Consider the following 23,948-nt stretch of genomic DNA (forward strand, 5'->3'; position numbering starts at 1 on the left):
ACGAATAGACTTATTACGAGTTTTGAACACAAATATTAATGTATGATAAAACTTATGATTTTATTTGTAGTAGCAGTTCTTACTTTAAGTTCAAGCGCTTTTGCGCAATGCGGAAAGAGTAAAAAAATGGCTGAGAAGGCGAATCACAACAGTCATGTACAACCTCCTGGTAAAACAGTGAAGAGCAAGCCGGTTATTGCCAAACCTGGTAAAGACAGTGTTATAAAGATGGATAGCAAATCGGCAGCAATGGGCCCCGTGAATACTCCTGCAATGGCAATGAAAAGCAAACCTAAATCTGCAACAGTTAACAATGGGAAAACCCAAGTGGTAAAAAAAGATATGGCAGTAAGCCACAGTACTAAGGCAGTAAAACATGAAAAGAGTGTAAAGAAAAATGATGACGTGGTATGCTGCCAGAGTGGAGCAATGGATAAAATGGCAATTTGCAAGGCTAAATAAGGCTTTTAGGAGTTGCCTGAAAATCAGGCAACTCCTAAAAGCTTTTATAATTACTGACAATATTGTTTTGTTTAAATGATTAGAGTCCTGAAGGTACTATTGGATACAGGCAGTAGTAACACCAGCGAAGATTGAAAAGATATTAAAATTTAATATATGAAGAAATTACTTACTTTAATTATTGCGTTAACTATATGCATTGTTGTAATTGCCCAAGCCGATAGACTAAACAAAAAAACAGAAAGTAAAACGGAACAAACTGACCATAGTACAGACCACATTATGATGATGAGTGGTAAGATGATGATAATAAAAAGTGGAAAATCAACAATGATGGACAAAGACATTAAACTGGGCGATGGTACAGTTGTTATGAGAGACGGAAAAGTAAAAACGAAAGATGGAAAAGTAATGAGGATGAAAGATGGAGATATGATATATATGAATGGAAAGATGGGCAAAATGTAATCCATTGAACCTATTTATACAAAGTCAAGCATAGATGTAAACATTATTTTGACTCTTTGAAAGAGTACAATGATTATTAGAAATCTAAAATGAATGTTATGAAACACAAAATTATGTCGTTAATTATCATTGCGATTATAACTGCTGTAATAGCAGCCTGCAACTCCAATAATAATAAAGCCGACGCCAACAAGTTTATTGACTCTGTAACCCAAAGTAAATCAACAGATTCTGCAAAGCAAATAAATGCCAGACATGATGGTGCTCACGAAGGTATGAACATGATTCATCAGGGAATGGAAATGGTGAATTCCGGCAAAGAGCTAATGGATAATGGACAACACGACAACGACAAAGCTATGATGCAAAGAGGCATTACAATGATGGATAAGGGAATGGAAATGATGAATATGGGCAAAGAGATGATGGGAAAGGATACATCCGTGAAAATGGAAGACATGCACATGCATGAAGGAATGGATATGATGGATAAGGGAATGGATATGATGAACATGGGCAAAGGAATGGTGGATAGTGCAGCACAGAAAGGTATGAATATGGATATGATGGATAAAGGAATGGACATGATGGACAAGGGTATGAATATGACTGACAAGGGTGCAAATAAAATGCAGGACAATATGATGAAAATGGGGGCAATGCAAACTGACTCAATGAAAAAAGACACTATGCCAAAAGACCAACCAATGAAAGATGACGATATGTAGTTTTCTCCAACAAAAGCAAATCTCAAAGCATCGTATCCATAAAACTATAAGATACAATTCAAGAAGTTGTTTAACATTAAAATGTTTTAAGACTCTACAATAATGAGCTTTAATAATTATCTAAAAAATTTAAAAATCATAAATTATGTTCAATAATAATTATCAATTCTGGGGAATGCACCTGTTCTGGTGGCTCGTCTGGATGATACTAATCTTCTGGATTTTCGCAACCCCTTATGATATCCCTGGTCAGCGCAAGAAGAAGGAGTCACCACTTGACATTTTACAGAAGCGATTCGCTTCCGGTCAAATCACTACTGAAGAATATCAGGAGAAGAAAAAAATTCTTGAAAATGATTTAGTAGAACAAAACTGAACATATTTAAATATAAATATCAAACGATTTTTAACCGGTAACCATCAGCTTAGCTGTGGAAGCCACAAACTTGTATATATGAAAAAGCTACTGATTTTGCTTACAGCCTTAACATTAAGTTTAGGTGTATTTGCCCAGGAAGACCACATGGAAAAAATGGACAAAAAAGATTCTGCAATGGGAAAAATGGGCGAGCAGATGGATATGAAGAAAGACCACATCATGATGATGGGCGGCAAGATGCAGATGATGAAAAATGGTAAAACAATGCTTATGAACAAAGACACGACATTAAGCAACGGCACTGAGGTAATGAAAAATGGAATGTGCAAAATGAAAGACGGTTCAACCATGCAGATGAAAGAGGGTGATATGATATACATGGATGGGAAGATGGGCAAGATGCCAAAGATGAAAATGGGTAAGATGAAAATGTAAAGTAATCATTAAAAGTAAGAGCTACTAAACTGTGGCTATTACTTGTTTTGTTACAACAGTTTTATTCTTAACAGGATGCAGCAACAAAGGAAAGGTCTGCTACATTTAAAAAGGGTATTACCCAGTCCGATGCTAAACAAATTTATATTTGCTACAGGTATAGAAAACAGTTATCCCACTATCCAGCTACCTAATGGAAAGATCTTTCGCGTGGATGAGATGCAAAAGGCTGGGCACTATACATTCTGGAAAGATGATTTTTACCTTGTAAAAGAATTGGGAATTGAATTTTTGCGATATGGTCCTTCTTATTACGCTACGCATACTGGTCCAGGTAAATATGATTGGGACTTTACTGATAAAACATTTGCTGCAATCAAAGAGCTTGGCATAACGCCTATCGTTGATCTTTGCCATTTTGGAGTACCCGATTGGATTGAAAACTTTCAAAATTCAGAGTGGCCTTATTACTTCGCAGAATATGCCCAAGCCTTTGCTGAACGTTTTCCCTACTTGCAGTTTTATACACCTGTTAATGAAATTCATGTAACAGCTACTTTTTCTGCTTTATTAGGATGGTGGAATGAGCGCCTCACAAGTGATAAAGCTTTTGTTACAGCCCTTAGAAATTTATGCAAAGCCAACGTAATGGCTATGCATGCCATTCTTAAAGTTCAGCCAAGGGCTATTTTTATCCAAAGTGAGACTACAGAATACTTTCATGCAGAAGAACCTAATGAGTGCTGTTTGGAGAGAGCAGCATTTTTAAACGAAAAACGTTTTTTATCCTTTGACCTGACTTACGGGCATCCTGTTTCAGCTTTAATCTATAACTATTTAATGGATAATTGCATGACCCGGAAAGAATATGAATGGTTCAGCACAAATATGATAAAAAAGCATTGTGTGATGGGAAACGATTATTATTTATCTAATGAGCACATGGTTCATCATGACGGAAGCATCAGCAATTCAGGGGAAATATTTGGATATTATGCTATCACGCATCAGTATTTTAGCCGTTACCGCTTACCTGTTATGCACACAGAAACTAATATTTCAGAACCACAGGCCGTAAGCTGGCTGCAAAAAGAATGGGCGAATGTATATCGGCTTAAGCAAGATGGTGTACCTATTATAGGTTTTACCTGGTATAGCCTTACTGACCAAGTTGATTGGGATACAGCATTACGCGAGAATAATAGCCAGGTTAATAAGTTTGGCTTATATGATTTAGACCGGCAGATAAGGCCGGTAGGTGAAGCATACAGGTCACTTATAAGTAAGTGGCAGGAAGTACTGACATCTGAATGTTATGGTTTGAACATATATAATTTTTAGCTGCAAAAGGAAGGTAACACCATGATTACCGCCGCCATTATATCATCTTGATTGTTTTCAGAAAAGTAAAAATAAAACGAGGTATGGTCACAGGCATAATGGATGCATTTAATTATATAGCTATAGGCATCAGCATAGCGGGGAGTATTATTATTATATGGGGTATTCTTATAACGATATTCAGTCTATTGATATTTGAAAAAGATAAAATAGTAAACCCAAAGTTAGCTAATGGCAGTGAAGTTATAAGACACAAACTCGGTGCGTACCTATTACTGGGACTCGATTTTACCTTAGCTGCCGATATTATCCACACTATACATAATCCTGTTTTAAAAGAGTTGTATGTGTTAGCAATGATTGTTGGAATAAGATCAATAATAAATTTCTTTTTGCTGAAAGAACTGGCAAGTATCAAATCAAATAAGCCCGATCTCCAGAGTGGTTAAGAAGTATAATAAAATGCTTATGATTCTTTAATCAACAACCAGCAGCAAAGTGCTGGAAGCGGCGAATCTTATACATGAAAAAATAGTGAGCCTGGTTGCTGTCATTACCTTAAGTGTAGTGGCAATAGGTCAGGATAAGGGAGTGGGTAACCACAACGGGAATTCCTCTGGCAATTACTCTTTCTCGGGAACCCAAATTCTTCTGAGCGCCATTCTGCTCGTTTTTATTTTTGGAGACTTGATGTGGTTTTTTCATAACTCCAGAAAAGCAAAATAACATGGAAGAAATATTGAGGAATTAAACAAAAATTATTTGCATAGTCTTTATTGCATTTGCATCGTTTTTCATTGCCGGCTGCAATGGTAGTAACAGCTCAGATGGTAGTAAAAATAAAACCGATACTGTATTTGTTCAACCAAATAACCAGGGAGGGGAAGGCGAAAGCTAAGGAATGGGTGATGACAGACGAGGTATGGACAGCACTCACCATAATATGGATATCATGCATCATGGAAGGCACTAGTAAGGAAAGTTAAGTAAATCTAAGACTTTAAAGCGGTTAACTATAAACAAAAATACAACTATGAACACATCTATTTTTATAGAATTAAAAAAATTTTAGCTTCGGGTGAGATTTCAATTATAAGAGAAAAAATGACAACGAGACCAAAAATTACTTTCTTTTCATTATAGCGTTTGGTTCATTCTTCGTCAACTATACCGGGAATAATAGTGCTGACACCGGGGAATGGAAATGGTAAATTCCATCAAAGAGTTAATGGATAATGCACGACACGACAACGACTACGCTGTGATACAAAGAAGCATAGCAATAATGGATAAGGGTATAAACATGATGGACAAGAGCACTGGTAAAATGCAAGACAACAAGCTGATTTAATGAACAAAGACACTATGCCAAAATACCAACTAATAAAAGATAAGAAATGTAGTTCTCCATAGCTCCATGTCCTTAAATGATTCATCACTTGTCTTTCTTCGTTCTTACAAGTAATAATCTTTATAATGAAGTGTTTTCACGTTTTTATTTCCATCCTTGTTTCATGGGCAGTATTCATTACTGCGCCATTTTCCACTATTGCCCAAACGCCCGATGAACATGCAAAGCATCATCCGCAACAACAGCAATCGTCTATGGCTGATTCAACTGGTTCAATGACCTCAGGCGCTAACAATGCCGGTAAAGGAGGCATGAGCGGAATGGGTGAGATGATGGAGGAAATGGGGGTGCCGCCTAAAAGGGAGCTGTATCCTTCTATGATGCAGGTGCCAGATATGACACCGGAAAAAATGGATGAAATTAAACGATTAGCAAAAGAAAGAGTGAACAAAGGAGAAGCTTTAATGTCTTCGGGACTAGAAAAATTAAAAGCTGCTGTCCGAAATCAAAATGCTACAGAAATCCAGGAAGCGAACGAGCAAATCCGGCTTGGTCAATCTCTGTTTCAGAGCGGGCTTGCGGCTCAGCAGGCGTTATCCGGATATAAAGACCTCCGTAACACTGCTTTGCAATGGTTCAAACAGGAGATGAATCTTTCACAACCAGAAACAAAGCAGCCACATGGATTTTTTGGGCTTTCATGGTTTCATTACATGATCATGGCGCTGTTTGCCTTATTTGCTATTACAATGATTTTGATGTATTTCCATAAGATGAAACGGGCTAATGCGCTGGTGGTAAGATTAGCAGGAAGCTCCACTGAAAATATACCTCTACCGGGTGAAGCGCTGCCTCCTACAGCATTTACAGGTATTAAAAATGAACCGGTTGAAGTCAATCCTGATATTGCTCCGTCAAAATCAAATTCCTGGTCGGGTAATCTAAAAGTAGCTGGAATTTTTGTAGAAACACCAACTGTCAAAACCTTTCGTTTAACAGATCCTGCAAGTGGTAAGCTTCCTTTCAATTACTTGCCGGGGCAATTTGTTACTGTAACTGTAAGTGCTAATGGAGTTCCTGTCAAGCGTTCGTACACCATTGCTTCGTCTCCAACACTAAGGGATTGCTGTGAAATCACGGTAAAGCACGAAGAAAAAGGAACGGTATCGCATTATTTGCATACACAAGTACATGAAGGGGACTTGCTTCAACTCACCGGACCATCCGGCAAATTCACTTTTACGGGGCAGGAAGCAGACAGTATTGTACTGATTGCCGGCGGTGTAGGAGTAACGCCTATGATGAGTGTCATTCGCTACCTTACAGACCGCTCATGGAAGGGTGATATTTATTTTTTCTTTAGCTGCAAGGACGAAGACAATATTATTTTCCGGGAAGAAATTGAATATCTTCAAAAGCGATTTCCCAATCTGCACGTTTTCATTATCCTAAATGAAGTGGAGGATAATTCCAAAAATGCATTTATCAAGGGGCGCATTTCTAAAGAAGTTTTATATGAACATGTACCTGAAATCATTTCCCGCCGAATTCACATTTGCGGTCCACCACCTATGATGGATGCAGTAAAGGAAATGCTTGAAGAGCTGCAGGTACCTAAAGAGAATGTTATAACGGAAATTTTTGCCGGTAAGCTACCTCCAACGAAGACTGAACCCCTCACTCCTGAAGAAGCCGGTAAAACGGCAGTTGTCACATTCGCCAGATCAAAGAAAACCGCAGTATTGCCGCCGCAAAAAACAATACTTGAAGCCTCTGAAGATGTGGGTGTGAACATTGATTATTCATGCCGGGTTGGTACGTGCGGAGTTTGTAAAACCAGGCTGCTTGCGGGAAGAGTAAAAATGGATGTGGAGGATGCACTAACCAACGATGATAAGAACCATAATATAATTCTGGCTTGCCAGGCAAAAGCGACCGAAGATGTTTCGGTTGACGCGTAAATAATATGAAACAGGAACGAACTATCGTTGGCGGCTTGCTTGTGCTCCAGCTTATTTTATGGCTGGGTTTTTTAGTGCATCGCTCACCGCGCTTTCCTGGCAGCTTTACAGGTGGTGTGCTGGCAGTTATAGCCGCTTTGCTTATGGTTATTCCACCACTCCTATATTCAGCAGCAAAGCGAACTAAAGCGTTCAAAGAAAAAATCACAAAGCGTATTTCATTAGGGACACTTCTAACATGGCATATTTATACTGGCATCATTGGTTCTATTCTGGCGATTTTACATACAGGTCACCGCTTTGAAAGTAATCTTGGAATTTGGCTTACAACAATGATGATGTTGACCGTTTTAAGCGGTTTTATTGGCAGGTATTTTCTTGCTTACTCCTCCAAAGAGTTGCACGAGAAAAAGGATATGCTGAATTTGTTAGCTTATGAATACAATAAAATTGTTGGCGAAATAGCACAGCAGCCAGGTGCTGAAATAGCATATGCTGCTTCGCATGGTTCTATACGCCGTGCATTCAACAGTTTTTTTGGAACGGAAGATGTTCTGATAGAAGCAAAGACCCCATTATCTATCCGTGCGGTGCGGCTTGCAGAATCAATTGCTGATCTTGAATATGCAATAAAAACACACGAAGTAGCAAAACGACGTACTGCTCGTTGGCTAAACTTTCATATTATTACCTCTTTTGCTTTTTATCTTTTATTACTTATTCATGTGTGGGCAAGTATTTATTACGGTTTAAATTGGTTTAAATGAAAAAAGCCAGTATAATAATTTTACTTGTACTGTCCGTTTCGGTATTTCTTTATGTTATCAAGCCTGATGCTATCGCAAAAAACAGCATTAACTGGCAGAGTCAAGTAAGTCCGGGTAAATTGTCTGGAGCTCATGCACAGTTAGAAACAAACTGTGCCTCATGCCACACTGCTATTAAAGGGGTGGCCGATGAGAAATGTATCAGTTGCCATGCAAACAATAGAGCTTTACTACAGCGTCAGCCAACTTCATTTCACGCAACTATTGGTAATTGCGCCTCATGTCATGTAGAGCATCAGGGTTTTAATGCAAACCTGACTATAATGAATCATACAGCACTGGCAAAAATTGGCGAAAAGTTGATTTCCGATAACAATTCCAATGATCCGACTGACGGGATTGTATCGGCAAACAATGCGCTTATTTCGTCTCTTGAATCAAAACTTAATTGTGCAAGTTGCCATAGCACAAAAGATAAACACTTAGGTTTATTTGGTCCAGACTGCGCTTCCTGCCATGCAACAACGCAGTGGACAATTTCTGCATTCAAGCATCCATCTGTGAATTCAATAGACTGCGCCCAATGTCATCAGGCGCCACCCAGCCATTACATGGAACATTTTGACATGATTTCAAAAAGAATAGCTGCCCGACCCAATGACAAGGGCAGCGGTTGTTGTGAAGGCGTTATTGTGAGCCAATGCTACTCATGTCATAAAACCACATCATGGAACGACATACAGGGAGTTGGGTATTACAAGCATCATTGAAGTAGTTTTAATCACCATAAGGGCGTTAAAATAAATGAATACACTATTTATATATGACGAGTATCATCTTTTCTAATGTCTGAAGTCATGATATAATGCTTTGGTACACAATAGCTTTAGTGTATTAATTTTAGAACTGCTTGAAAGGTATTATGTACTTTAATAATAAAAGATGAAAAATATTTATTTCTTATTGATAATACTAAGCTTTTCATTAGCATTCAATGAAAGCGTAGCAGCACAAAATGACAGCAGTGGTATTTATGTCAATGGAAATGACTTTAGTAGTGGAAAATTATCATTAGCCATTAACTGTGCAACGGAAGAGCATAAAATAAAACTAAATGATTTTTTCAATAAGCCATACATAATTGTAAAGCATAATGACAGCAGTTACAATTTTATGAAGAAAGACCTCTTCGGTTATAAAATGTGCAATGGCAACATTTACAGATTTAATGGCGAAAAAGACCTTTTATTATTAAACCCGGCAGAACAAATTCTTATTTACAGCCACATTCCCAATCGGACGAGGGGATTAACAAATGTCACCAGTTATTATTTCAGCATAAATGCTACTTCACCTGTTCAGTTGCTCACTAAGAAAAACCTAAAGAGAGCATATGCAGCAAATCAAAAGTTCGTTAATGAAATAGACAGAAAATTTAAATACAACACAGAATTAGCTGCCTATGATAAGTACCATAGTGTGTATAAAATTAACTGGATTTATCAGATAACGATAAAATAAGAGGTATAGATACAAAGCATTTTTAGCACTAATGCATCCAATGCTCCACAGGCGTTAACAAGAGCAAATCTTAAAGCAGCGTTTCCAAACAATCCCAAGTTTCATGCTGCAGCTTTAGACATGCAGTTTGACATTGATAATGAACTACACATCTATAAGTTAAACTGGCTGTTAGAGGAACATTCTTAAATTTTAAAATCCTTTATTGAATAAACGGGGATTAAATCAGGATTATTTTACCCTTGTTTTATTTAAAATCATAATACTTACAAGTATGAAAGATTATATTCGTTTGGCTCAATCTGCATCAGCTTTGGGTGCAGGTATTTTAGGTTTTGGGATAGGTGCAAAATTTGCAAATACTATAGCGAGCTACTCTAGTATGGTCATTGTTGCAGGAGGTATTTTACATTTCTGGGGCATGTATATCATGCAAATGAAAGAGCAAAGCAGCAGGAGTTTAGGGATTGCGAAGTGGTTATGGATTTCAGCATGGATATGTTTGATACTTTTGATTGTGATAATTATATACTTACAACTGTCTACTATGAGCCAGAGATAGTACTTGTGAAAATCCTTTAAGCTTACAATTGAGCAGAATTTACAATGGAAAAATCAATAACATTACAATCAGCGGTCACTTGCCCTAATTGTGGCTTTCAAAGGGAAGAAACTATGCCTATAGATGCTTGTCAATACTTCTATAAGTGCACAAGTTGCCAAACTATGTTAAAGCCAAAACAAGGTGATTGTTGTATATTTTGCAGCTACGGCACTGTAAAATGTCCACCGATACAAATGAACAAAAGTTGTTGTATACAGTCTTAGTAACTTCTTGAGTCTTCGGTATTTTACTTAGTATCTACTAAACGGTTTCTTTTTGCTCTGCAACAAGGTAGCATTTTTTGTTTTGTGTTTAACAGTAAAGAGCGTTTACCTTTGCGACCGATGAAAATCTTTGCTTTTATAATGGCAGTAATGGTACTGGCACTGAGCGTAATGCCCTGTGCAGATGTCACTGCTGCTGTAAATAAAAATGCAAAAGCTGTAGTCTCCGAATTAAATCACCAGCAAGACTGTCCAAAAAGTGACGATTGTTCTCCTTTCTGCCAATGTGCTTGCTGTACAGGTTTTCCTATCAATCATACTATTGTTAGAATTACTTATTTAATATTTTTTGAGGCAAATCCTTCAGGTAGTTTTTTACCCTCAGAACCTATAAAAATAGCCCTGCCCATCTGGCAACCTCCTCAATTATCATAGCCTTTTTTATTTTTTAATGTGCATGCATGTGCCCTTTCAAGGCATGGTGCGCCTATTCGTTCACTCATTAGAAAGGTTATGTAATGTTAAGCAGGATCATAAGATTCAGTATAAACAATAAAATTGTCATTGGCGTAATGACATTAGCACTCATTGCCTGGGGCATTTGGAGTGCTACAAGGCTTCCCATAGATGCCGTGCCTGATATTACAAATAATCAGGTTCAGATCATTACTAATGCTCCCACGCTGGCAAGTCAGGAGGTAGAGCAGTTAATTACCTATCCCATAGAACAAAGTATAGCCAACCTGCCCGATCTGGAAGAGGTTCGCTCCATTTCAAGGTTTGGGCTTTCAGTAATTACCGTTGTATTCAAAGACAATGTAGATATTTATTTTGCCCGGCAATTGATAAATGAACGGTTGCTGGAAGCAGAAGACCAGATCCCGGCAGGCTTGGGAAAACCGGAATTAGCTCCATTATCTACAGGCTTAGGGCAGATTTATGAATATGTTATTCACCCAAAGAAAGGCAGTGAAAGTAAGTACAGTGCAAGCGATCTGAGAACTATGCAGGACTGGATTGTTGCAAGGCAGCTTTACGGCACTCCGGGTATTGCAGAGGTTAATAGCTTTGGCGGAATGCTGAAACAGTATGAAGTAGGCGTTGATCCCGACCGCCTGAAAGCACTGAATGTTACCATCCCTGAAATCTTTACCGCACTGGAAAAGAATAATCAGAATACAGGTGGTGCTTACATAGAGAAAAACCCAAATGCCTATTTTATCCGGGGCATTGGTGTCGTTTCTACTTTAGATGACATTGGGAGAATTGTAGTCAAAAACGTAAATGGCATCCCTGTTTTAATAAGAGATATAGCCAATGTTCGCTTTGGTCATTCCGTGCGCTATGGAGCAATGACCAGAAACGGGCAAAGTGAAGTAGTAGGTGGCATTGTAATGATGCTGAAAGGCGCAAACAGTGCAGATGTGGTTTCCCGTGTGAAAGCCAAAATGGAAACGATTAAAAAATCACTGCCGTCCGATGTAGAAATAGAACCTTATATAGACAGAACCAGCCTGGTAAACCGAGCCATTTCAACGGTAGAAACAAATCTTACCGAAGGGGCTTTAATAGTCCTTTTTGTGCTCGTAATCTTTTTAGGAAATGTAAGGGCAGGCTTAATCGTGGCATCAGCCATTCCGCTGGCTTTATTGTTTGCATTAGGCTTGATGAATGTGTTTGATGTATCTGCCAACCTGATGAGTTTAGGAGCAATAGATTTTGGGTTGATCGTGGATGGTGCAGTAATTATTGTTGAAGCAACACTGCACCATATCGCTGTAAGCAGAAAAAATCAGGTACTCACTCAAAAAGAAATGGATGAAGAGGTTTTTCAATCCGCCTCTAACATTAGAAGCAGTGCAGCTTTTGGTGAAATCATCATATTGATTGTTTACATACCTATTCTCACCTTACAGGGCATAGAAGGTAAGATGTTCCGACCAATGGCGGAGACCGTAGGATTTGCCATTTTAGGGGCATTAATCCTTTCACTTACCTATATCCCCATGATGTCTGCATTGTTCTTATCAAAGAAGGTTGCACATAAAATTACCTTTTCTGATAGAATGATGAATTTCTTGCAGAAACTATATAAGCCTGTGCTGGAAGCAGCCATCAAAACAAAATACATAGTTGTAACTATTGCAGGTGCATTAACCATACTTACTATAATCGTATTTAGCAGAATGGGCGGCGAGTTCATTCCGCAGTTGGAAGAAGGAGATTATGCATTTGTTTTTTTTATGCCGCAGGGTACTTCCCTCTCCCAAAGCATTGAAACTTCCATGCAGGCAAGCAGAATCTTAAAACAGTTCCCGGAGGTAAAGCAGGTAATCGGGAGAACCGGAGCCGCAGAAATACCGACAGACCCGATGCCACCGGAAGCAACAGATCTGATTGTTGTTCTGAAAGAAAAAGAAGAATGGACCACTACACATGATTATAAGGAACTGGCTTCCATGATGCAGGAGAGATTAGAAGCTATTCCCGGTGCAGTAAGCGAGGCAACGCAGCCCATACAGATGCGGTTTAATGAGTTGATGACTGGTGTAAAGCAGGATGTTGCGATAAAGATATTTGGAGAAAACATTGATACCTTAACCGCATTAGCTCCAAGGGTGGCAAGAGTTATTCAGTCAGTGAAAGGAGCTACAGAGCCACAGATAGAAAGAATACAAGGCTTGCCGCAGGTTACTATTACCTATGATAGAAGCCGTATAGCCAACTATGGCTTAAACATAGAAGATGTAAATCAGGTAGTCAGTACAGCTTTTGCAGGTCAGGCAGCAGGTGTAGTATATGAAAATGAAAGAAAATTTGATCTGGTAGTTCGCTTAGATAGTACTTACCGGACTTCCATAGAAGATGTTGCCAACCTGTATATACCTACTGCCAACGGTTCGCAGATTCCCTTAAGCCAGGTTGCAACGGTTGCCTTCAAGGAAGGTCCGGCACAAATAAGCCGGGAAGATGCTAAACGCAGGCTTGTGATTGGCTTTAATGTAAAAGGAAGGGATGTTCAATCGGTAGTAAAAGAGATACAGCAAAAGTTAGCATCATTCAAACTGCCTACAGGATATTATTTTACTTATGGAGGAACATTTGAGAATCTGGAAGCAGCTTCGGCAAGGTTAAGCATAGCCGTACCTGCCGCGTTGCTCTTAATCTTCATACTGCTGTATTTTACTTTTCATTCCGTGAAGCAGGCAACTTTGATCTTTTCCGCTATTCCTATGTCTGCAATCGGCGGTGTATTTGCCCTTTTAATAAGAGGTATGCCGTTCAGCATTTCCGCAGGAGTAGGATTTATCGCGCTATTTGGCGTGGCAGTATTAAACGGTATTGTTCTGATCGGCACATTTAACCAGTTAGAAAAAGCGGGATGGAATAACATTATTGAACGAGTGAAAGAAGGGACCAGTATTCGTTTGCGCCCGGTGCTGATGACAGCGACCGTTGCATCATTAGGCTTCCTTCCAATGGCAATTTCAACAGGTGCAGGTGCGGAAGTGCAGAAGCCTTTAGCTACCGTAGTAATTGGGGGATTGATTACCGCCACCTTACTTACATTAGTAGTTTTGCCATTGCTATATATTTTCTTTTCAGGAGCAAAAATAAAAGCGCAAAAAGCCATTCCTAAAGTAGTTACTGTTATGGCTTTACTGGCAATTTCTCAAATCTCCTTTGCACAGGACATAAATACTGGCAATCGCATTACATTCCATGCAGCTTACGACAGCGCCCTAAAAAGCAACCTGCAGTTACTTTCAAGCGATATTCAGATTCAGCGCAGCAGAACCTTGCAGGGCACCTGGCTGGATATTCCAAAGACAGGTGTTTTTGTAGAGAATGAAGACATGAATCCACAAGACCCGAAAGGCATTTTAAAAATAGGCTTATCTCAAACTATTGAATGGCTGAGTGTTTACCGGGCAAGAAAAAACCTGTTACAGCAGCAGGTAAAGTCAGTAGAAATTGAAAAACAGGTACGGGCATTGGAAATCAGGAGAGATGTTCAAACTACCTATTACACACTTTGGTATCTACAGAGCAAACAATTTTTATGGCAGCGTTTAGATAGTATTTACTCTTCCCTGGCAAAAGCAGCCGTGTTAAGGGTAAAAACAGGAGAAAGCGCAGGATTAGACAGTATTGCAGCAGTAGCAAAAGCAAATGAAACAACGGTGCAGTTGAGCTTGTTAGTAAGGGATATACAGGCACAGCAGGAAAACTTGAAAAGGCTGTTGAACACAACAACCTCTTACCTTCCTGAATTGAACCTACTGCAAAAAGTGCAGGTTTCGCTATTAGACAGCACCATAAACAACCACCCGCAACTGCAGCTACAGCAGCAAAACATAAGTATCGCAAGGGCAGAATTGGGTGTGCAGCAGCAAGGCAGAAAACCAAGTTTTGAAGGAAGATTTTTCTCGCAACGCTTATATGGCTTATCCAATCCTTATTCTGGTTTTTCTGTTACGATGGGCGTTCCTTTATTTGGCGGCAGTACGTATCGTAACAGGATTAAGGCAGCGCAATTAGAACAGAATTTTCAGCAAAGTACATTGGATTATCAAAGGCTTTCGTTGTTAACAAGCTACAATCATTCCTACCAGCAGCTATTAAAAGACGAGCAGCTACTAAGCTACTATGAAAAAACGGGCTTAGCTCAGGCAGAAAGCATAATAAAGGCTTCCAATCTGGCTTATCGTGGTGGAGAAATAGGCTTTGCTGAACTTACTCAGTTCCTGTCTCAAGCGATAGACATTCAGAAGAATTATTTAGAGGTGCTGAACCAGTATAATCTATCAGCCATTCAGTTAAACTTTTATCTAAACCGTTAACACAGATGAACAGATTTGTTTTTATCATCAGCATATTACTATTGTTTGCTTCCTGTAGCAGCAAGCAAGCCGAAAATACAGCAGCAGCAGAAGAGCACCAGGAGGAAGTGCAGACCAACTTTGTTAGCCTTACCGATCTGCAAATGAAAACAGCAGATATTGAATTAGGCACGCTGGAAAGGAAGAACTTAAAAACTTCTATCAAAGCAAATGGAATGCTTACCGTACCTAATCAAAACAAAGCTCTCGTTACTTCGGTAAACAGTGGCGTTATTAAAACCTTGCTGATACAGCCGGGTAGCTTTGTTCGTAAAGGTCAAACTATTGCGACTATTGTAAACCCAGATGTGGCAAGACTGCAGCAGGATCTGCAAACGACGAACGCACAAATAAACCTTTCGGAAATAGAACTGAGCAGGCAGCAGGAACTGGTGCAAGGTAATGCGGCACCCTTAAAGAATGTTCAGCGGGTACAAACAGAGCTGGCAACCTTAATAGCTACCCGAAATGCTTTGCAAAAGCAACTGAGCACTATGGGTATTTCAGTAGCAAGCGTGAGCAGGGGAAACATCATTACAACAATAGCTGTTACCGCACCTATCAGCGGCACAGTAAGTAATGTTTCTGCATTGATAGGGTCCAACATTGACCCTTCTACTCCTATCGCTGAAATTGTAAATAACGCGGAACTGCACCTGGATTTATTTGTCTATGAAAAGGATCTGCCGAAACTTCATGCTGATCAGACCATTCATTTCACTTTAACCAACAATCCGGGTAAGGAATATGATGCACAGGTATATTCTATCGGTACAGCTTTCGCCAATGAAACGAAAACCATTCCGGTTCATGCTATTGTAAAGGGCGATAAAACAGGTTTGATAGAGGGCATGAATATTACAGCAGTGATCAGCATTGGAGAAGCGGTAGTGCCTGCCGTTCCTGATGATGCTATTGTAACCTATCAGGGGCAGGATTACATATTTACCTTAACTGATCATAAGCCACAACAACCGCAGGAAGAAAAAGAAAATAAGGAGCGTAAGAAAGAGCCGGAACAGCAGGAAGCAGCAATGACCTTTGAGCGAATGCAGGTAGTGAAAGGCGTTTCGGATATTGGTTACACCGAAATAACGCTTGTAAGGGATATTCCGCCAGCTACAAGAATAATAACAAAGGGTGCATTCTTCGCCAATGCAAAAATGACCAACACAGGAGAAGAAGAATAAATATAAACAGATGTATTCAATCATTACAGGCAGTTTAATCATCAGTTTGCTTCATTCAGTTATACCTAACCATTGGTTGCCTGTAATTGCTATAGGAAGAAAAGAACAGTGGACAATAGCTGAAGTTACAAAAGTCACTTTTATCTGTGCGCTGGCACATGGCATCAGTACCATTCTGATAGGTGCAGTGTTGGGTGTTGTTGGCGCTAAACTGGATAGTAATATCAGTCATTTTACAAGCCTTATAGCGCCCGGCATTTTGATTATAGTAGGCTTGGTGTTTATCTACCGGCATCACCGGCACAGGCATTTTCATATAGATCAGGGTGTTGAGAGGAAAAGAACTAAATCAGCCATTATAACAGCACTGGTCATTGCCATGTTCTTTTCTCCCTGTATGGAGATAGAAGCCTACTTTCTTCTGGCAGGAGCACAAGCCACCTGGCTTGTCGGGCTTCTTGCACTGTTGTATCTATTGATAACAACGACAGGCATGCTACTGTTGGTACGATTTGCCTATAAAGGCTTGCTGAAACTCAACTGGCATTCATTGGAACACAATGCAGGAATCATCACAGGACTAACACTGGTAGCCACCGGATTAATAACCTTCTTTATTCAATAATTGAATTTATGGAACACAATCACAAAAATGAACAAGCAGAAGACTTACAGTTAGACGAGCTTGAAAAAGTAACGGATAATAGCGAAGAGCACGAACATTCTGAAGATGATGGACATGATCACGGTGAGCAAGCGGAAGAAGCAGGATGGAAAGCACACTGGGACCTGCTATTGGCATTGGCAATATTGATCGTTCTGTTGGTGTTGGAATATGGCTTTAAAATCACCCTGCCCAATATTCCTGCACTGATCATCAATTTCATCGCCTGGATATTGGCAGGAAGAAAAGTAGCAGACCTGGCATTCAGGAAATCTAAAAGGGGCGATTTTTTCAACGAGTTTGTGTTAATGACAGTAGCCACTATCGGCGCTTTTCTGATCGGGGAATATGAAGAAGGTGTTGCGGTAATGGTATTCTATCAAATTGGTGAATGGTTTCAGGATGCAGCAGTAAGCAATGCTAAGCGAAACATAAAAACCTTGTTAGACATCAGACCTGATGAAGTAACGGTATTAAGAAACGGCAAGCCGGAAGTTTCTGACCCTGCAAAGGTTCAGTTAGGAGAAAGCATACAGGTAAAGCCGGGTGAGAAAGTTGCCTTAGATGGGGAACTCATTTCGGAAAGTGCATCATTCAATACCGCAGCACTAACAGGCGAAAGTAAACCAGATACAAAGTACAAAGGGGAAGCAGTATATGCAGGGATGATAAACCTGAACACGGTTGCAGAAGTAAAGGTGAACGCCTTGTTTAAAGACAGTAAGCTAAGCAAAGTGCTGGAGATGGTGCAGGATGCAACAGCAAGGAAATCACAAACTCAGTTATTCATCTCCCGGTTTGCAAAGGTTTATACTCCCATTGTATTTTTCTTAGCTCTTGCAGTGTGCGTAGTGCCGTACTTCATTGTAGAAGATTATAGTTTCCAGACCTGGTTTTACAGGTCATTGGTGTTCCTGGTTATCAGTTGCCCCTGTGCATTGGTCGTGTCTATTCCGTTAGGCTATTTTGGCGGCATTGGCTTGGCATCCAGAAATGGCATACTCTTCAAAGGCGGCAATTTCTTAGATGTAATGACCAAAGTAAATACAGTTGTTATGGATAAAACAGGAACATTGACCAAAGGCGTTTTCAAAGTGCAGCAGGTTGTTCCCAACAACATCAGCAAAGAGGAACTGAGCAAGTATGCTTCCGCTATAGAACAAAATTCAACCCACCCGATTGCAAAAGCAGTTACCGAATATGCAGGTAATAATGGTACGGTTAAAGCAGAGAGTGTAGAGGAAATTGCAGGTTATGGGTTGAAAGGAAAGGTAGAAGGCAAGGAAGTATTGGCAGGCAATTTAAAGCTGCTGAAGAAGTTCAACATTGATTACCCGAAAGAATTAGAACAGGTGGTTGATACCATTGTAGTATTGGCTGTAAATAATCAATATGCAGGCTACATAACCATAGCAGACGAGGTAAAGGAAGATGCAGCGAAGGCAATTGCAGAAATGCATAAGCTAAATATTCAGACAGTCATGCTTTCAGGAGATAAGCAAAGTGTAGTGGACCAGGTGGCAAAAAGCATTGGAATAGATAAGGCTTTTGGTGATTTGTTGCCGGAAGGCAAAGTAGAGAAAGTGCAGCAATTAAAGAATGAAGGCAGAAGGATAGCTTTTGCGGGTGATGGTGTGAATGATGCTCCGGTAGTTGCCCTGGCAGATGCAGGTATAGCAATGGGAGGCTTGGGAAGTGATGCAACGATAGAAACCGCAGATGTTGTTATTCAGAACGACCAGCCTTACAAGATTGTTTCTGCCATTAAAATAGGTAAGATTACAAGAAACATTGTTTGGCAGAACATCATTTTAGCAATGATCATAAAAGTTATTGTGCTTATTTTAGGTGCAGGCGGTGTAGCAACACTTTGGGAAGCAGTTATAGCGGATGTAGGTGTAGCATTATTAGCAATCCTGAACGCAGTGCGAATACAAAGAATAACGGTTTAGTCAACTATCCGACTTTTACATAATCATTTAGCATAATCATGTAAACCATATATCCCAAATGCACGTAAATTTGCAATAGCGAAATGAAAAAAATTGCCCTCATACTACTCATTCTTATCTATGCTATTTCAACTTTTGGCGTAGGCTTGAAAGAGTTTTATTGCTGTGGCAAGCTGACATCTATCTCTATTTCATTGGTAGATACCGGAAAGGACAAGTGTAAAAAGGGGGACAGCAAAGACGATTGTTGTAAATCCAAATACCAGTTTTTACAGGTAAAAGATAAGCATTTTGCTTCAGTACATCCCTCTTTGCCGCTTAAGTATAGCATAGCATTAGTTCCAACCAATTTATCGTTCCATACAGTTTCACTCCTACCAAAGAAGATAGATGTAATTAACGGAAGCCATGCACCGCCTATAATTTCTGCCGTTCCTATCTATATTACTAACTGCGCTTTCAGAATTTGATTTTCTCTTTTCTTGTAACTTGCTGTATAGCGTTCTGTTATACACATTATTCCCTTTGAGTTACTCAACTTCTCAATTTTATTATTTACGTCTAATTACCTGGTAGTTTGTTTACTGCCTTGGCATAAACATTAAAAAATCTTTCCATGAAAACGTTAAAAGCACTAATAGTGGCTTTAGCTGCTTTATTAGTATTTCAGACAGTCAATGCACAAAGCGATAAATCACAAAGAACAATTGGCATTAAAACCCAAATTCTAAATGTAAATGGTACCTGCGGCATGTGTAAAAAGCGTATTGAAAGCGCTGCATGGTCAGTAGCTGGAGTAAAATCGGCTATTTGGGATGAAGACACGAAAAAACTTATAGTTAAATACGATCTTTTTAAGAAACAGGCCTTTGAAAATGTGGCAAATAAGATAGCACTTGTAGGTCATGATAATCAGATTGTAAAAGCAAGTGATACAAGTTACAATGCATTACCAGATTGTTGTCATTACCGTCATAGTTAAAATAATTTATTACACAATACAATCAAATAATATGAAAAGAGTCATTATACTAATGTTGTTGGTAGTATGCACTGCTACAACCTTCGCACAAAAGAGTAAAGCTGATTCAGCTATTAAAAATTCAGGAACCATATTGGTACAATATACATGTCCCATGCACCCTGATGTAATAAGTGACAAACAAGGCAAGTGCCCTAAATGCGGCATGGACCTAACCCTTTCCAAGAAAGAACAAATGAAAAGGGAGGTGACAAAAACGTACACCTGCCCTACACATTCAGAGCTCGTAAGTGCCAATCCCGGCAATTGCCCATACTGTAGTGCCAAATTAGTGGTGGACAGGAGAGGCACTAAGCAGGGAACTGTCATTTACACCTGCTCTATGCACCCGAACGTTACCGTAACCAAGGCAGGTACATGCCCTATCTGCGGCATGACGCTGCAGGTAAAAACTACTCAGAGCGATAGTTCTAAAATTAAACAGTAAAATTCATCAGTGGCAGTCTTATAGCTGCCACAACTTAAAACTTTTTAAATTATGAAAAAGATATTCATAGTAACTGTACTGCTATTGTCATTCGTGATGGTGTTTACTGCATGTTCATCCAATAACAACGATAATAGTAATAGTACTGACCAAAATGCACTATTGACGTCCGACTCTGCTTATACCTGCACCATGCATCAGGACGTAATCAGCATGCATCCAGGCGATTGCCCCAAATGCGGGATGCATCTGGTGAAGCAAAAGCTAACACCTGAACAACAAAAAATGATAAAAGAAGGGACGTATGTGAAGCTAAAAGAGTAAATAATGGTAAACAGATTAATTGAACTCTCCCTTCGCAACCGCTACATTGTATTAGCGCTTGCCCTTGGTTTATTGGTGTGGGGCATTTATAACATTCAACGCAACCCGGTAGATGCCATTCCTGACCTGAGCGAAAATGAAGTGATTGTTTTCACAGAGTGGATGGGACAAAGCCCTCAGATCATGGAAGACCAGGTTACTTACCCATTAGTAAGTAACCTGCAGGGTGTTCCCAAAGTAAAAGACATCCGTGGTACTTCTATGTTCGGGATGAGCTTTGTGTATGTGGTGTTCGAGGATGATGTGGATATATACTGGGCACGCACAAGGGTATTGGAAAAACTGAACTATGCACAACGTTTATTACCTCAAGGCGTAACACCTACACTGGGGCCTGATGGTACCGGTGTAGGCCACATCTTTTGGTATCATTTAAACGCCCCCAACATGGACTTAGGAGAACAAAGAGCCTTGCAGGACTGGTATGTCAAGCTTGCCCTGCAAACAGTGCCGGGTGTAGCCGAAGTGGCATCCTTCGGTGGTTTTGAAAAGCAATATCAGTTAGTAGTTGATCCAGTGAAGCTGCAGTTCTACAACATTTCGATGATGGATGTAATGAATAGGGTAAGAGCCAATAACAATGATGTAGGTGGTAGAAAGTTAGACATGGCTGGCATAGGGTATATCATCCGCGGCTTGGGATACATCAAAAATAAAGAAGACATAGAAAACATTGCATTGAGCAACAACAACGGTATTCCGGTACGGGTGAGGGACATAGGTACTGTGCAAATGGGCGGAGATATACGCCTCGGCATTTTTGATGAGAACGGAAACGGCGAAGCGGTAGGCGGGATAGTCGTGATGCGCTATGGCGAAAATGCAGATAAAGTCATTCAGGATGTAAAAAAGAAAATGGAGGATGTGCAGAAAGGCTTGCCCGAAGGTGTTTCTTTTAACATTGATTATGACCGCAGCCAATTGATTGAAGCGGCTATTGATAACATCAAAGACAAACTGATAGAAGAAATAGGCATTGTCTGCATTATTGTTATTGTGTTTCTGCTGCATTGGCGCAGTGCACTGAGCATCATTATACAAATCCCTATCACCATTGCGGTAAGTTTTATCCTGCTCAATACGTTTGGTTTATCCTCCAACATTATGTCCTTAACTGGTGTCGCCTTAGCCATCGGTGTTATTGTGGATAATGGCATTATCATGAGTGAGAATGCATACAGGAGTTTATCAGAATGGCAAAACAGTCATTCAGCAAATCAATCTCAATGAAAGATATAAAGAACAAATGGTGGAAACGGAATTATTATAAAATTCCGGAAGGTGAAAGATTGTCCATTATTGAACGTGCCTGCAAACAGGTTTCACGCGGTGTATTCTTTTCAACCGTTATTATCATTACTTCATTTTTGCCGGTGTTTTTATTGACTGGTCAGGAAGGCAAACTGTTTCATCCGTTGGCATATACCAAAACGTTTATTATGGTAGTAGATGCCATATTGGTAGTAACGCTTGCACCCGTTTTGATTTCCTTTTTTATGCGGGGCAGGTTTCGTCCGGAAAGTGCCAATCCTGTTAATCGTTTTTTGGAAAGAATGTATGAGCCAATGATACGCACCTGCATTAAATGGCGTAAAACAACGATTGGTGTAATGATTATTGCACTCCTCATCAGCATTCCAATGGTGATGAGTTTGGGTACCGAATTTATGCCACCACTGGATGAAGGCAGCATTTTGTTTATGCCGGTTACCTTACCAGATGTATCCAATAGCGAAGTAAAAAGAATACTGCAGGTACAGGATAAAATTCTGGCTTCACAGCCCGAAGTAGCTTCCGTGTTGGGCAAGGCAGGAAGAGCAAACACCGCCACAGACAATTCCCCTATCAGCATGATTGAAACGATTGTGGTGCTGAAGCCAAGAAGTGAATGGCGTAAAGGCATGACCAAAGACAGCATCATCAATGAACTGAACAGCAGGCTGCAAATACCTGGTGTAACGAATGGCTGGACGCAGCCCATCATCAACCGCATCAACATGCTTTCCACCGGCATCAGAACCGACGTAGGTGTAAAAGTGTATGGACAAAGTCTGGACAGCATCTATGCTTTTGCTCAGGTGATAAAAAAAGACCTGGAAGGTATTCCGGGAGTAAAAGATTTGTATGTAGAGCCGGTGACAGGCGGTAAATACATTGATATACAACTTAACCGGGAAGAACTTGCCCGCTATAATCTCAGCATAGATGATGTAAATGCAGTGATTGAAAGTGCATTAGGCGGCGCACAGATAACCACTACTGTTGAGGGCAGACAGCGGTTTTCAGTAAATGCAAGGTTTGCACAGGATTACCGCAACAATTTAGAGGCTTTAAAAAATTTGCAGGTACAAACAATGAGTTTTGGTCCTGTACCGCTTTCGGCAGTTGCAGATATAAAAATCACGGAAGGTCCGCCCATGATTAACTCCGAAAATGCGCTATTGCGCGGCACAGTTTTATTCAATGTAAGAGAAAGAGATTTAGGAAGCACGGTTCAGGAAGCGCAGGAAAAATTAAACAATGCTATCGGTAAAATGCCCAAAGGGTTTTTTATAGACTGGAGCGGACAGTACGAAAATCTTATCCGCAGTGAAAGGACATTGAAGCTGATTATGCCGGTTGTGCTGCTGGTTATTTTCATCAGCATGTATTTCGCATTCCATTCTGCACGCGAAGCTTTGCTTAGTTTAATCTCCCTTCCGTTTGCACTCATTGGCGGGGCTTATATGATATGGTTTTGGGATGTCAATTTATCAGTTGCAGTGGCGGTGGGCTTTATTGCTTTGTTTGGGCTTGCGGTAGAAACCAATATTGTAATGGTAATTTACCTTAATGATGCTATGCAACAACTCATTGCTAAAAAAGGCAATTCCAAAGAAACTATTACCAAAGAAGACTTGCGTGAATACACCATTCATGGTGCAGCCAAAAGATTACGTCCAAAAATTATGACAGTGAGTGTATCACTCTTTGCACTGGTTCCTATTTTATGGAGTACCGGGGTAGGCAGTGATGTGATGAAGCCTATTGTATTGCCAATGGTAGGCGGTGTGCTCACTTCCGCCATTTATATTCTGCTTGTAACACCACTTATTTTTTTAATGAACAAAGAATATGAGCTGAAGAAATTTGGTAAGATAGAAATTGCCGAAACAAAGCATTAAA

25 protein-coding genes are annotated in these 23,948 nt (G+C 39.9%); all 25 read left to right on the forward strand.

Going from position 1 to position 23,948, the window contains the following annotated elements:
- The first annotated feature begins 42 nt into the window (after positions 1-42).
- The 25 genes from FC093_RS17125 to FC093_RS24400 all read left to right on the forward strand — a co-directional run bounded on the left by FC093_RS17125 (position 43) and on the right by FC093_RS24400 (position 23,947).
- Positions 43-462: a hypothetical protein gene (locus tag FC093_RS17125; protein ID WP_137263036.1), complete on the forward strand. Its 420-nt coding sequence runs from the start codon at positions 43-45 to the stop codon at positions 460-462.
- 156 nt (positions 463-618) lie between these two features.
- Positions 619-930 (forward strand): DUF6799 domain-containing protein, encoded by a 312-nt coding sequence (locus FC093_RS17130; RefSeq protein WP_137263037.1) that lies wholly within the window; start codon positions 619-621, stop codon positions 928-930.
- Positions 931-1,028: 98 nt separating this feature from the next.
- Entirely contained in the window at positions 1,029-1,658 is a 630-nt protein-coding gene (locus FC093_RS17135; protein ID WP_206106606.1) for a hypothetical protein, read from the forward strand.
- 145 nt (positions 1,659-1,803) lie between these two features.
- The gene (locus tag FC093_RS17140) at positions 1,804-2,034 is read left to right on the forward strand and encodes an SHOCT domain-containing protein (RefSeq protein WP_137263039.1); all 231 of its coding nucleotides are present in this window, start codon (positions 1,804-1,806) and stop codon (positions 2,032-2,034) included.
- Positions 2,035-2,112: 78 nt separating this feature from the next.
- A complete protein-coding gene (locus FC093_RS17145) occupies positions 2,113-2,472 on the forward strand; it encodes a DUF6799 domain-containing protein (protein WP_137263040.1) in 360 nt (119 codons plus the stop codon).
- Between the two features lie 129 nt (positions 2,473-2,601).
- Entirely contained in the window at positions 2,602-3,813 is a 1,212-nt protein-coding gene (locus FC093_RS17150; RefSeq protein WP_137263041.1) for a family 1 glycosylhydrolase, read from the forward strand.
- 83 nt (positions 3,814-3,896) lie between these two features.
- Positions 3,897-4,262 carry a DUF1622 domain-containing protein gene (locus FC093_RS17155; protein ID WP_137263042.1) on the forward strand — a complete coding sequence of 122 codons (366 nt, stop codon included), beginning with the start codon at positions 3,897-3,899 and terminating at the stop codon, positions 4,260-4,262.
- Between the two features lie 749 nt (positions 4,263-5,011).
- Positions 5,012-5,164, forward strand: coding sequence for a hypothetical protein (locus FC093_RS23825; RefSeq protein ID WP_170971133.1), 153 nt, complete (start codon positions 5,012-5,014; stop codon positions 5,162-5,164).
- Between the two features lie 125 nt (positions 5,165-5,289).
- On the forward strand, positions 5,290-7,125 hold the full coding sequence (locus FC093_RS17160) for a 2Fe-2S iron-sulfur cluster-binding protein (protein ID WP_137263043.1): 1,836 nt from the start codon (positions 5,290-5,292) through the stop codon (positions 7,123-7,125).
- Between the two features lie 5 nt (positions 7,126-7,130).
- The gene (locus tag FC093_RS17165; RefSeq protein WP_137263044.1) at positions 7,131-7,892 is read left to right on the forward strand and encodes a hypothetical protein; all 762 of its coding nucleotides are present in this window, start codon (positions 7,131-7,133) and stop codon (positions 7,890-7,892) included.
- Positions 7,889-8,662, forward strand: coding sequence for a cytochrome c3 family protein (locus FC093_RS17170; RefSeq protein WP_137263045.1), 774 nt, complete (start codon positions 7,889-7,891; stop codon positions 8,660-8,662). Before FC093_RS17165 ends, FC093_RS17170 begins: the two co-directional genes overlap by 4 nt.
- Positions 8,663-8,834: 172 nt before the next feature.
- The gene (locus FC093_RS17175; RefSeq protein ID WP_137263046.1) at positions 8,835-9,413 is read left to right on the forward strand and encodes a hypothetical protein; all 579 of its coding nucleotides are present in this window, start codon (positions 8,835-8,837) and stop codon (positions 9,411-9,413) included.
- A 274-nt stretch (positions 9,414-9,687) separates the two neighbouring features.
- On the forward strand, positions 9,688-9,975 hold the full coding sequence (locus tag FC093_RS17180; RefSeq protein WP_137263047.1) for a hypothetical protein: 288 nt from the start codon (positions 9,688-9,690) through the stop codon (positions 9,973-9,975).
- A gap of 44 nt (positions 9,976-10,019) precedes the next feature.
- Positions 10,020-10,241: a GDCCVxC domain-containing (seleno)protein gene (locus FC093_RS24465; protein ID WP_137263048.1), complete on the forward strand. Its 222-nt coding sequence runs from the start codon at positions 10,020-10,022 to the stop codon at positions 10,239-10,241.
- A gap of 120 nt (positions 10,242-10,361) precedes the next feature.
- Positions 10,362-10,676: a DUF6660 family protein gene (locus tag FC093_RS17190; RefSeq protein ID WP_137263049.1), complete on the forward strand. Its 315-nt coding sequence runs from the start codon at positions 10,362-10,364 to the stop codon at positions 10,674-10,676.
- A 137-nt stretch (positions 10,677-10,813) separates the two neighbouring features.
- Positions 10,814-15,085: a CusA/CzcA family heavy metal efflux RND transporter gene (locus FC093_RS17195; RefSeq protein ID WP_240743344.1), complete on the forward strand. Its 4,272-nt coding sequence runs from the start codon at positions 10,814-10,816 to the stop codon at positions 15,083-15,085.
- 5 nt (positions 15,086-15,090) lie between these two features.
- Entirely contained in the window at positions 15,091-16,314 is a 1,224-nt protein-coding gene (locus FC093_RS17200; protein WP_170971134.1) for an efflux RND transporter periplasmic adaptor subunit, read from the forward strand.
- A gap of 10 nt (positions 16,315-16,324) precedes the next feature.
- The gene (locus FC093_RS17205; RefSeq protein ID WP_137263051.1) at positions 16,325-16,939 is read left to right on the forward strand and encodes a hypothetical protein; all 615 of its coding nucleotides are present in this window, start codon (positions 16,325-16,327) and stop codon (positions 16,937-16,939) included.
- A gap of 8 nt (positions 16,940-16,947) precedes the next feature.
- Positions 16,948-18,930 carry a heavy metal translocating P-type ATPase gene (locus FC093_RS17210; protein ID WP_137263052.1) on the forward strand — a complete coding sequence of 661 codons (1,983 nt, stop codon included), beginning with the start codon at positions 16,948-16,950 and terminating at the stop codon, positions 18,928-18,930.
- An 83-nt stretch (positions 18,931-19,013) separates the two neighbouring features.
- Complete coding sequence (locus FC093_RS17215; RefSeq protein WP_137263053.1) at positions 19,014-19,400, forward strand: HYC_CC_PP family protein; 387 nt, start codon at positions 19,014-19,016, stop codon at positions 19,398-19,400.
- A 146-nt stretch (positions 19,401-19,546) separates the two neighbouring features.
- The gene (locus FC093_RS17220; RefSeq protein WP_137263054.1) at positions 19,547-19,912 is read left to right on the forward strand and encodes a heavy-metal-associated domain-containing protein; all 366 of its coding nucleotides are present in this window, start codon (positions 19,547-19,549) and stop codon (positions 19,910-19,912) included.
- A 31-nt stretch (positions 19,913-19,943) separates the two neighbouring features.
- Entirely contained in the window at positions 19,944-20,399 is a 456-nt protein-coding gene (locus FC093_RS17225; RefSeq protein ID WP_137263055.1) for a heavy metal-binding domain-containing protein, read from the forward strand.
- Between the two features lie 51 nt (positions 20,400-20,450).
- Positions 20,451-20,723, forward strand: a complete 273-nt coding sequence (locus FC093_RS17230) for a heavy metal-binding domain-containing protein (protein ID WP_137263056.1) — start codon at positions 20,451-20,453, stop codon at positions 20,721-20,723.
- Between the two features lie 3 nt (positions 20,724-20,726).
- Positions 20,727-22,013, forward strand: a complete 1,287-nt coding sequence (locus tag FC093_RS24395; protein ID WP_137263057.1) for an efflux RND transporter permease subunit — start codon at positions 20,727-20,729, stop codon at positions 22,011-22,013.
- Entirely contained in the window at positions 22,010-23,947 is a 1,938-nt protein-coding gene (locus FC093_RS24400; RefSeq protein WP_137263058.1) for an efflux RND transporter permease subunit, read from the forward strand. Before FC093_RS24395 ends, FC093_RS24400 begins: the two co-directional genes overlap by 4 nt.
- Position 23,948 lies beyond the last annotated feature (1 nt).

The organism is Ilyomonas limi (assembly GCF_005233845.1).
Taxonomy (GTDB): domain Bacteria; phylum Bacteroidota; class Bacteroidia; order Chitinophagales; family Chitinophagaceae; genus Ilyomonas; species Ilyomonas limi.

What these genes read in the sequence shown, in the direction of transcription:
- FC093_RS17190 (WP_137263049.1), top strand. Translation starts at nt 10,362, where the DNA reads ATGAAAATCTTTGCTTTTATAATGGCAGTAATGGTACTGGCACTGAGC.
- FC093_RS24465 (WP_137263048.1), top strand. Translation starts at nt 10,020, where the DNA reads ATGGAAAAATCAATAACATTACAATCAGCGGTCACTTGCCCTAATTGT.
- FC093_RS17125 (WP_137263036.1), top strand. Translation starts at nt 43, where the DNA reads ATGATAAAACTTATGATTTTATTTGTAGTAGCAGTTCTTACTTTAAGT.
- FC093_RS17200 (WP_170971134.1), top strand. Translation starts at nt 15,091, where the DNA reads ATGAACAGATTTGTTTTTATCATCAGCATATTACTATTGTTTGCTTCC.
- FC093_RS17145 (WP_137263040.1), top strand. Translation starts at nt 2,113, where the DNA reads ATGAAAAAGCTACTGATTTTGCTTACAGCCTTAACATTAAGTTTAGGT.
- FC093_RS17220 (WP_137263054.1), top strand. Translation starts at nt 19,547, where the DNA reads ATGAAAACGTTAAAAGCACTAATAGTGGCTTTAGCTGCTTTATTAGTA.
- FC093_RS17225 (WP_137263055.1), top strand. Translation starts at nt 19,944, where the DNA reads ATGAAAAGAGTCATTATACTAATGTTGTTGGTAGTATGCACTGCTACA.
- FC093_RS24395 (WP_137263057.1), top strand. Translation starts at nt 20,727, where the DNA reads ATGGTAAACAGATTAATTGAACTCTCCCTTCGCAACCGCTACATTGTA.
- FC093_RS17135 (WP_206106606.1), top strand. Translation starts at nt 1,029, where the DNA reads ATGAAACACAAAATTATGTCGTTAATTATCATTGCGATTATAACTGCT.
- FC093_RS17175 (WP_137263046.1), top strand. Translation starts at nt 8,835, where the DNA reads ATGAAAAATATTTATTTCTTATTGATAATACTAAGCTTTTCATTAGCA.
- FC093_RS23825 (WP_170971133.1), top strand. Translation starts at nt 5,012, where the DNA reads ATGGAAATGGTAAATTCCATCAAAGAGTTAATGGATAATGCACGACAC.
- FC093_RS17205 (WP_137263051.1), top strand. Translation starts at nt 16,325, where the DNA reads ATGTATTCAATCATTACAGGCAGTTTAATCATCAGTTTGCTTCATTCA.
- FC093_RS17140 (WP_137263039.1), top strand. Translation starts at nt 1,804, where the DNA reads ATGTTCAATAATAATTATCAATTCTGGGGAATGCACCTGTTCTGGTGG.
- FC093_RS17150 (WP_137263041.1), top strand. Translation starts at nt 2,602, where the DNA reads ATGCTAAACAAATTTATATTTGCTACAGGTATAGAAAACAGTTATCCC.
- FC093_RS17215 (WP_137263053.1), top strand. Translation starts at nt 19,014, where the DNA reads ATGAAAAAAATTGCCCTCATACTACTCATTCTTATCTATGCTATTTCA.
- FC093_RS17165 (WP_137263044.1), top strand. Translation starts at nt 7,131, where the DNA reads ATGAAACAGGAACGAACTATCGTTGGCGGCTTGCTTGTGCTCCAGCTT.
- FC093_RS24400 (WP_137263058.1), top strand. Translation starts at nt 22,010, where the DNA reads ATGAAAGATATAAAGAACAAATGGTGGAAACGGAATTATTATAAAATT.
- FC093_RS17210 (WP_137263052.1), top strand. Translation starts at nt 16,948, where the DNA reads ATGGAACACAATCACAAAAATGAACAAGCAGAAGACTTACAGTTAGAC.
- FC093_RS17170 (WP_137263045.1), top strand. Translation starts at nt 7,889, where the DNA reads ATGAAAAAAGCCAGTATAATAATTTTACTTGTACTGTCCGTTTCGGTA.
- FC093_RS17195 (WP_240743344.1), top strand. Translation starts at nt 10,814, where the DNA reads ATGACATTAGCACTCATTGCCTGGGGCATTTGGAGTGCTACAAGGCTT.
- FC093_RS17180 (WP_137263047.1), top strand. Translation starts at nt 9,688, where the DNA reads ATGAAAGATTATATTCGTTTGGCTCAATCTGCATCAGCTTTGGGTGCA.
- FC093_RS17230 (WP_137263056.1), top strand. Translation starts at nt 20,451, where the DNA reads ATGAAAAAGATATTCATAGTAACTGTACTGCTATTGTCATTCGTGATG.
- FC093_RS17155 (WP_137263042.1), top strand. Translation starts at nt 3,897, where the DNA reads ATGGTCACAGGCATAATGGATGCATTTAATTATATAGCTATAGGCATC.
- FC093_RS17160 (WP_137263043.1), top strand. Translation starts at nt 5,290, where the DNA reads ATGAAGTGTTTTCACGTTTTTATTTCCATCCTTGTTTCATGGGCAGTA.
- FC093_RS17130 (WP_137263037.1), top strand. Translation starts at nt 619, where the DNA reads ATGAAGAAATTACTTACTTTAATTATTGCGTTAACTATATGCATTGTT.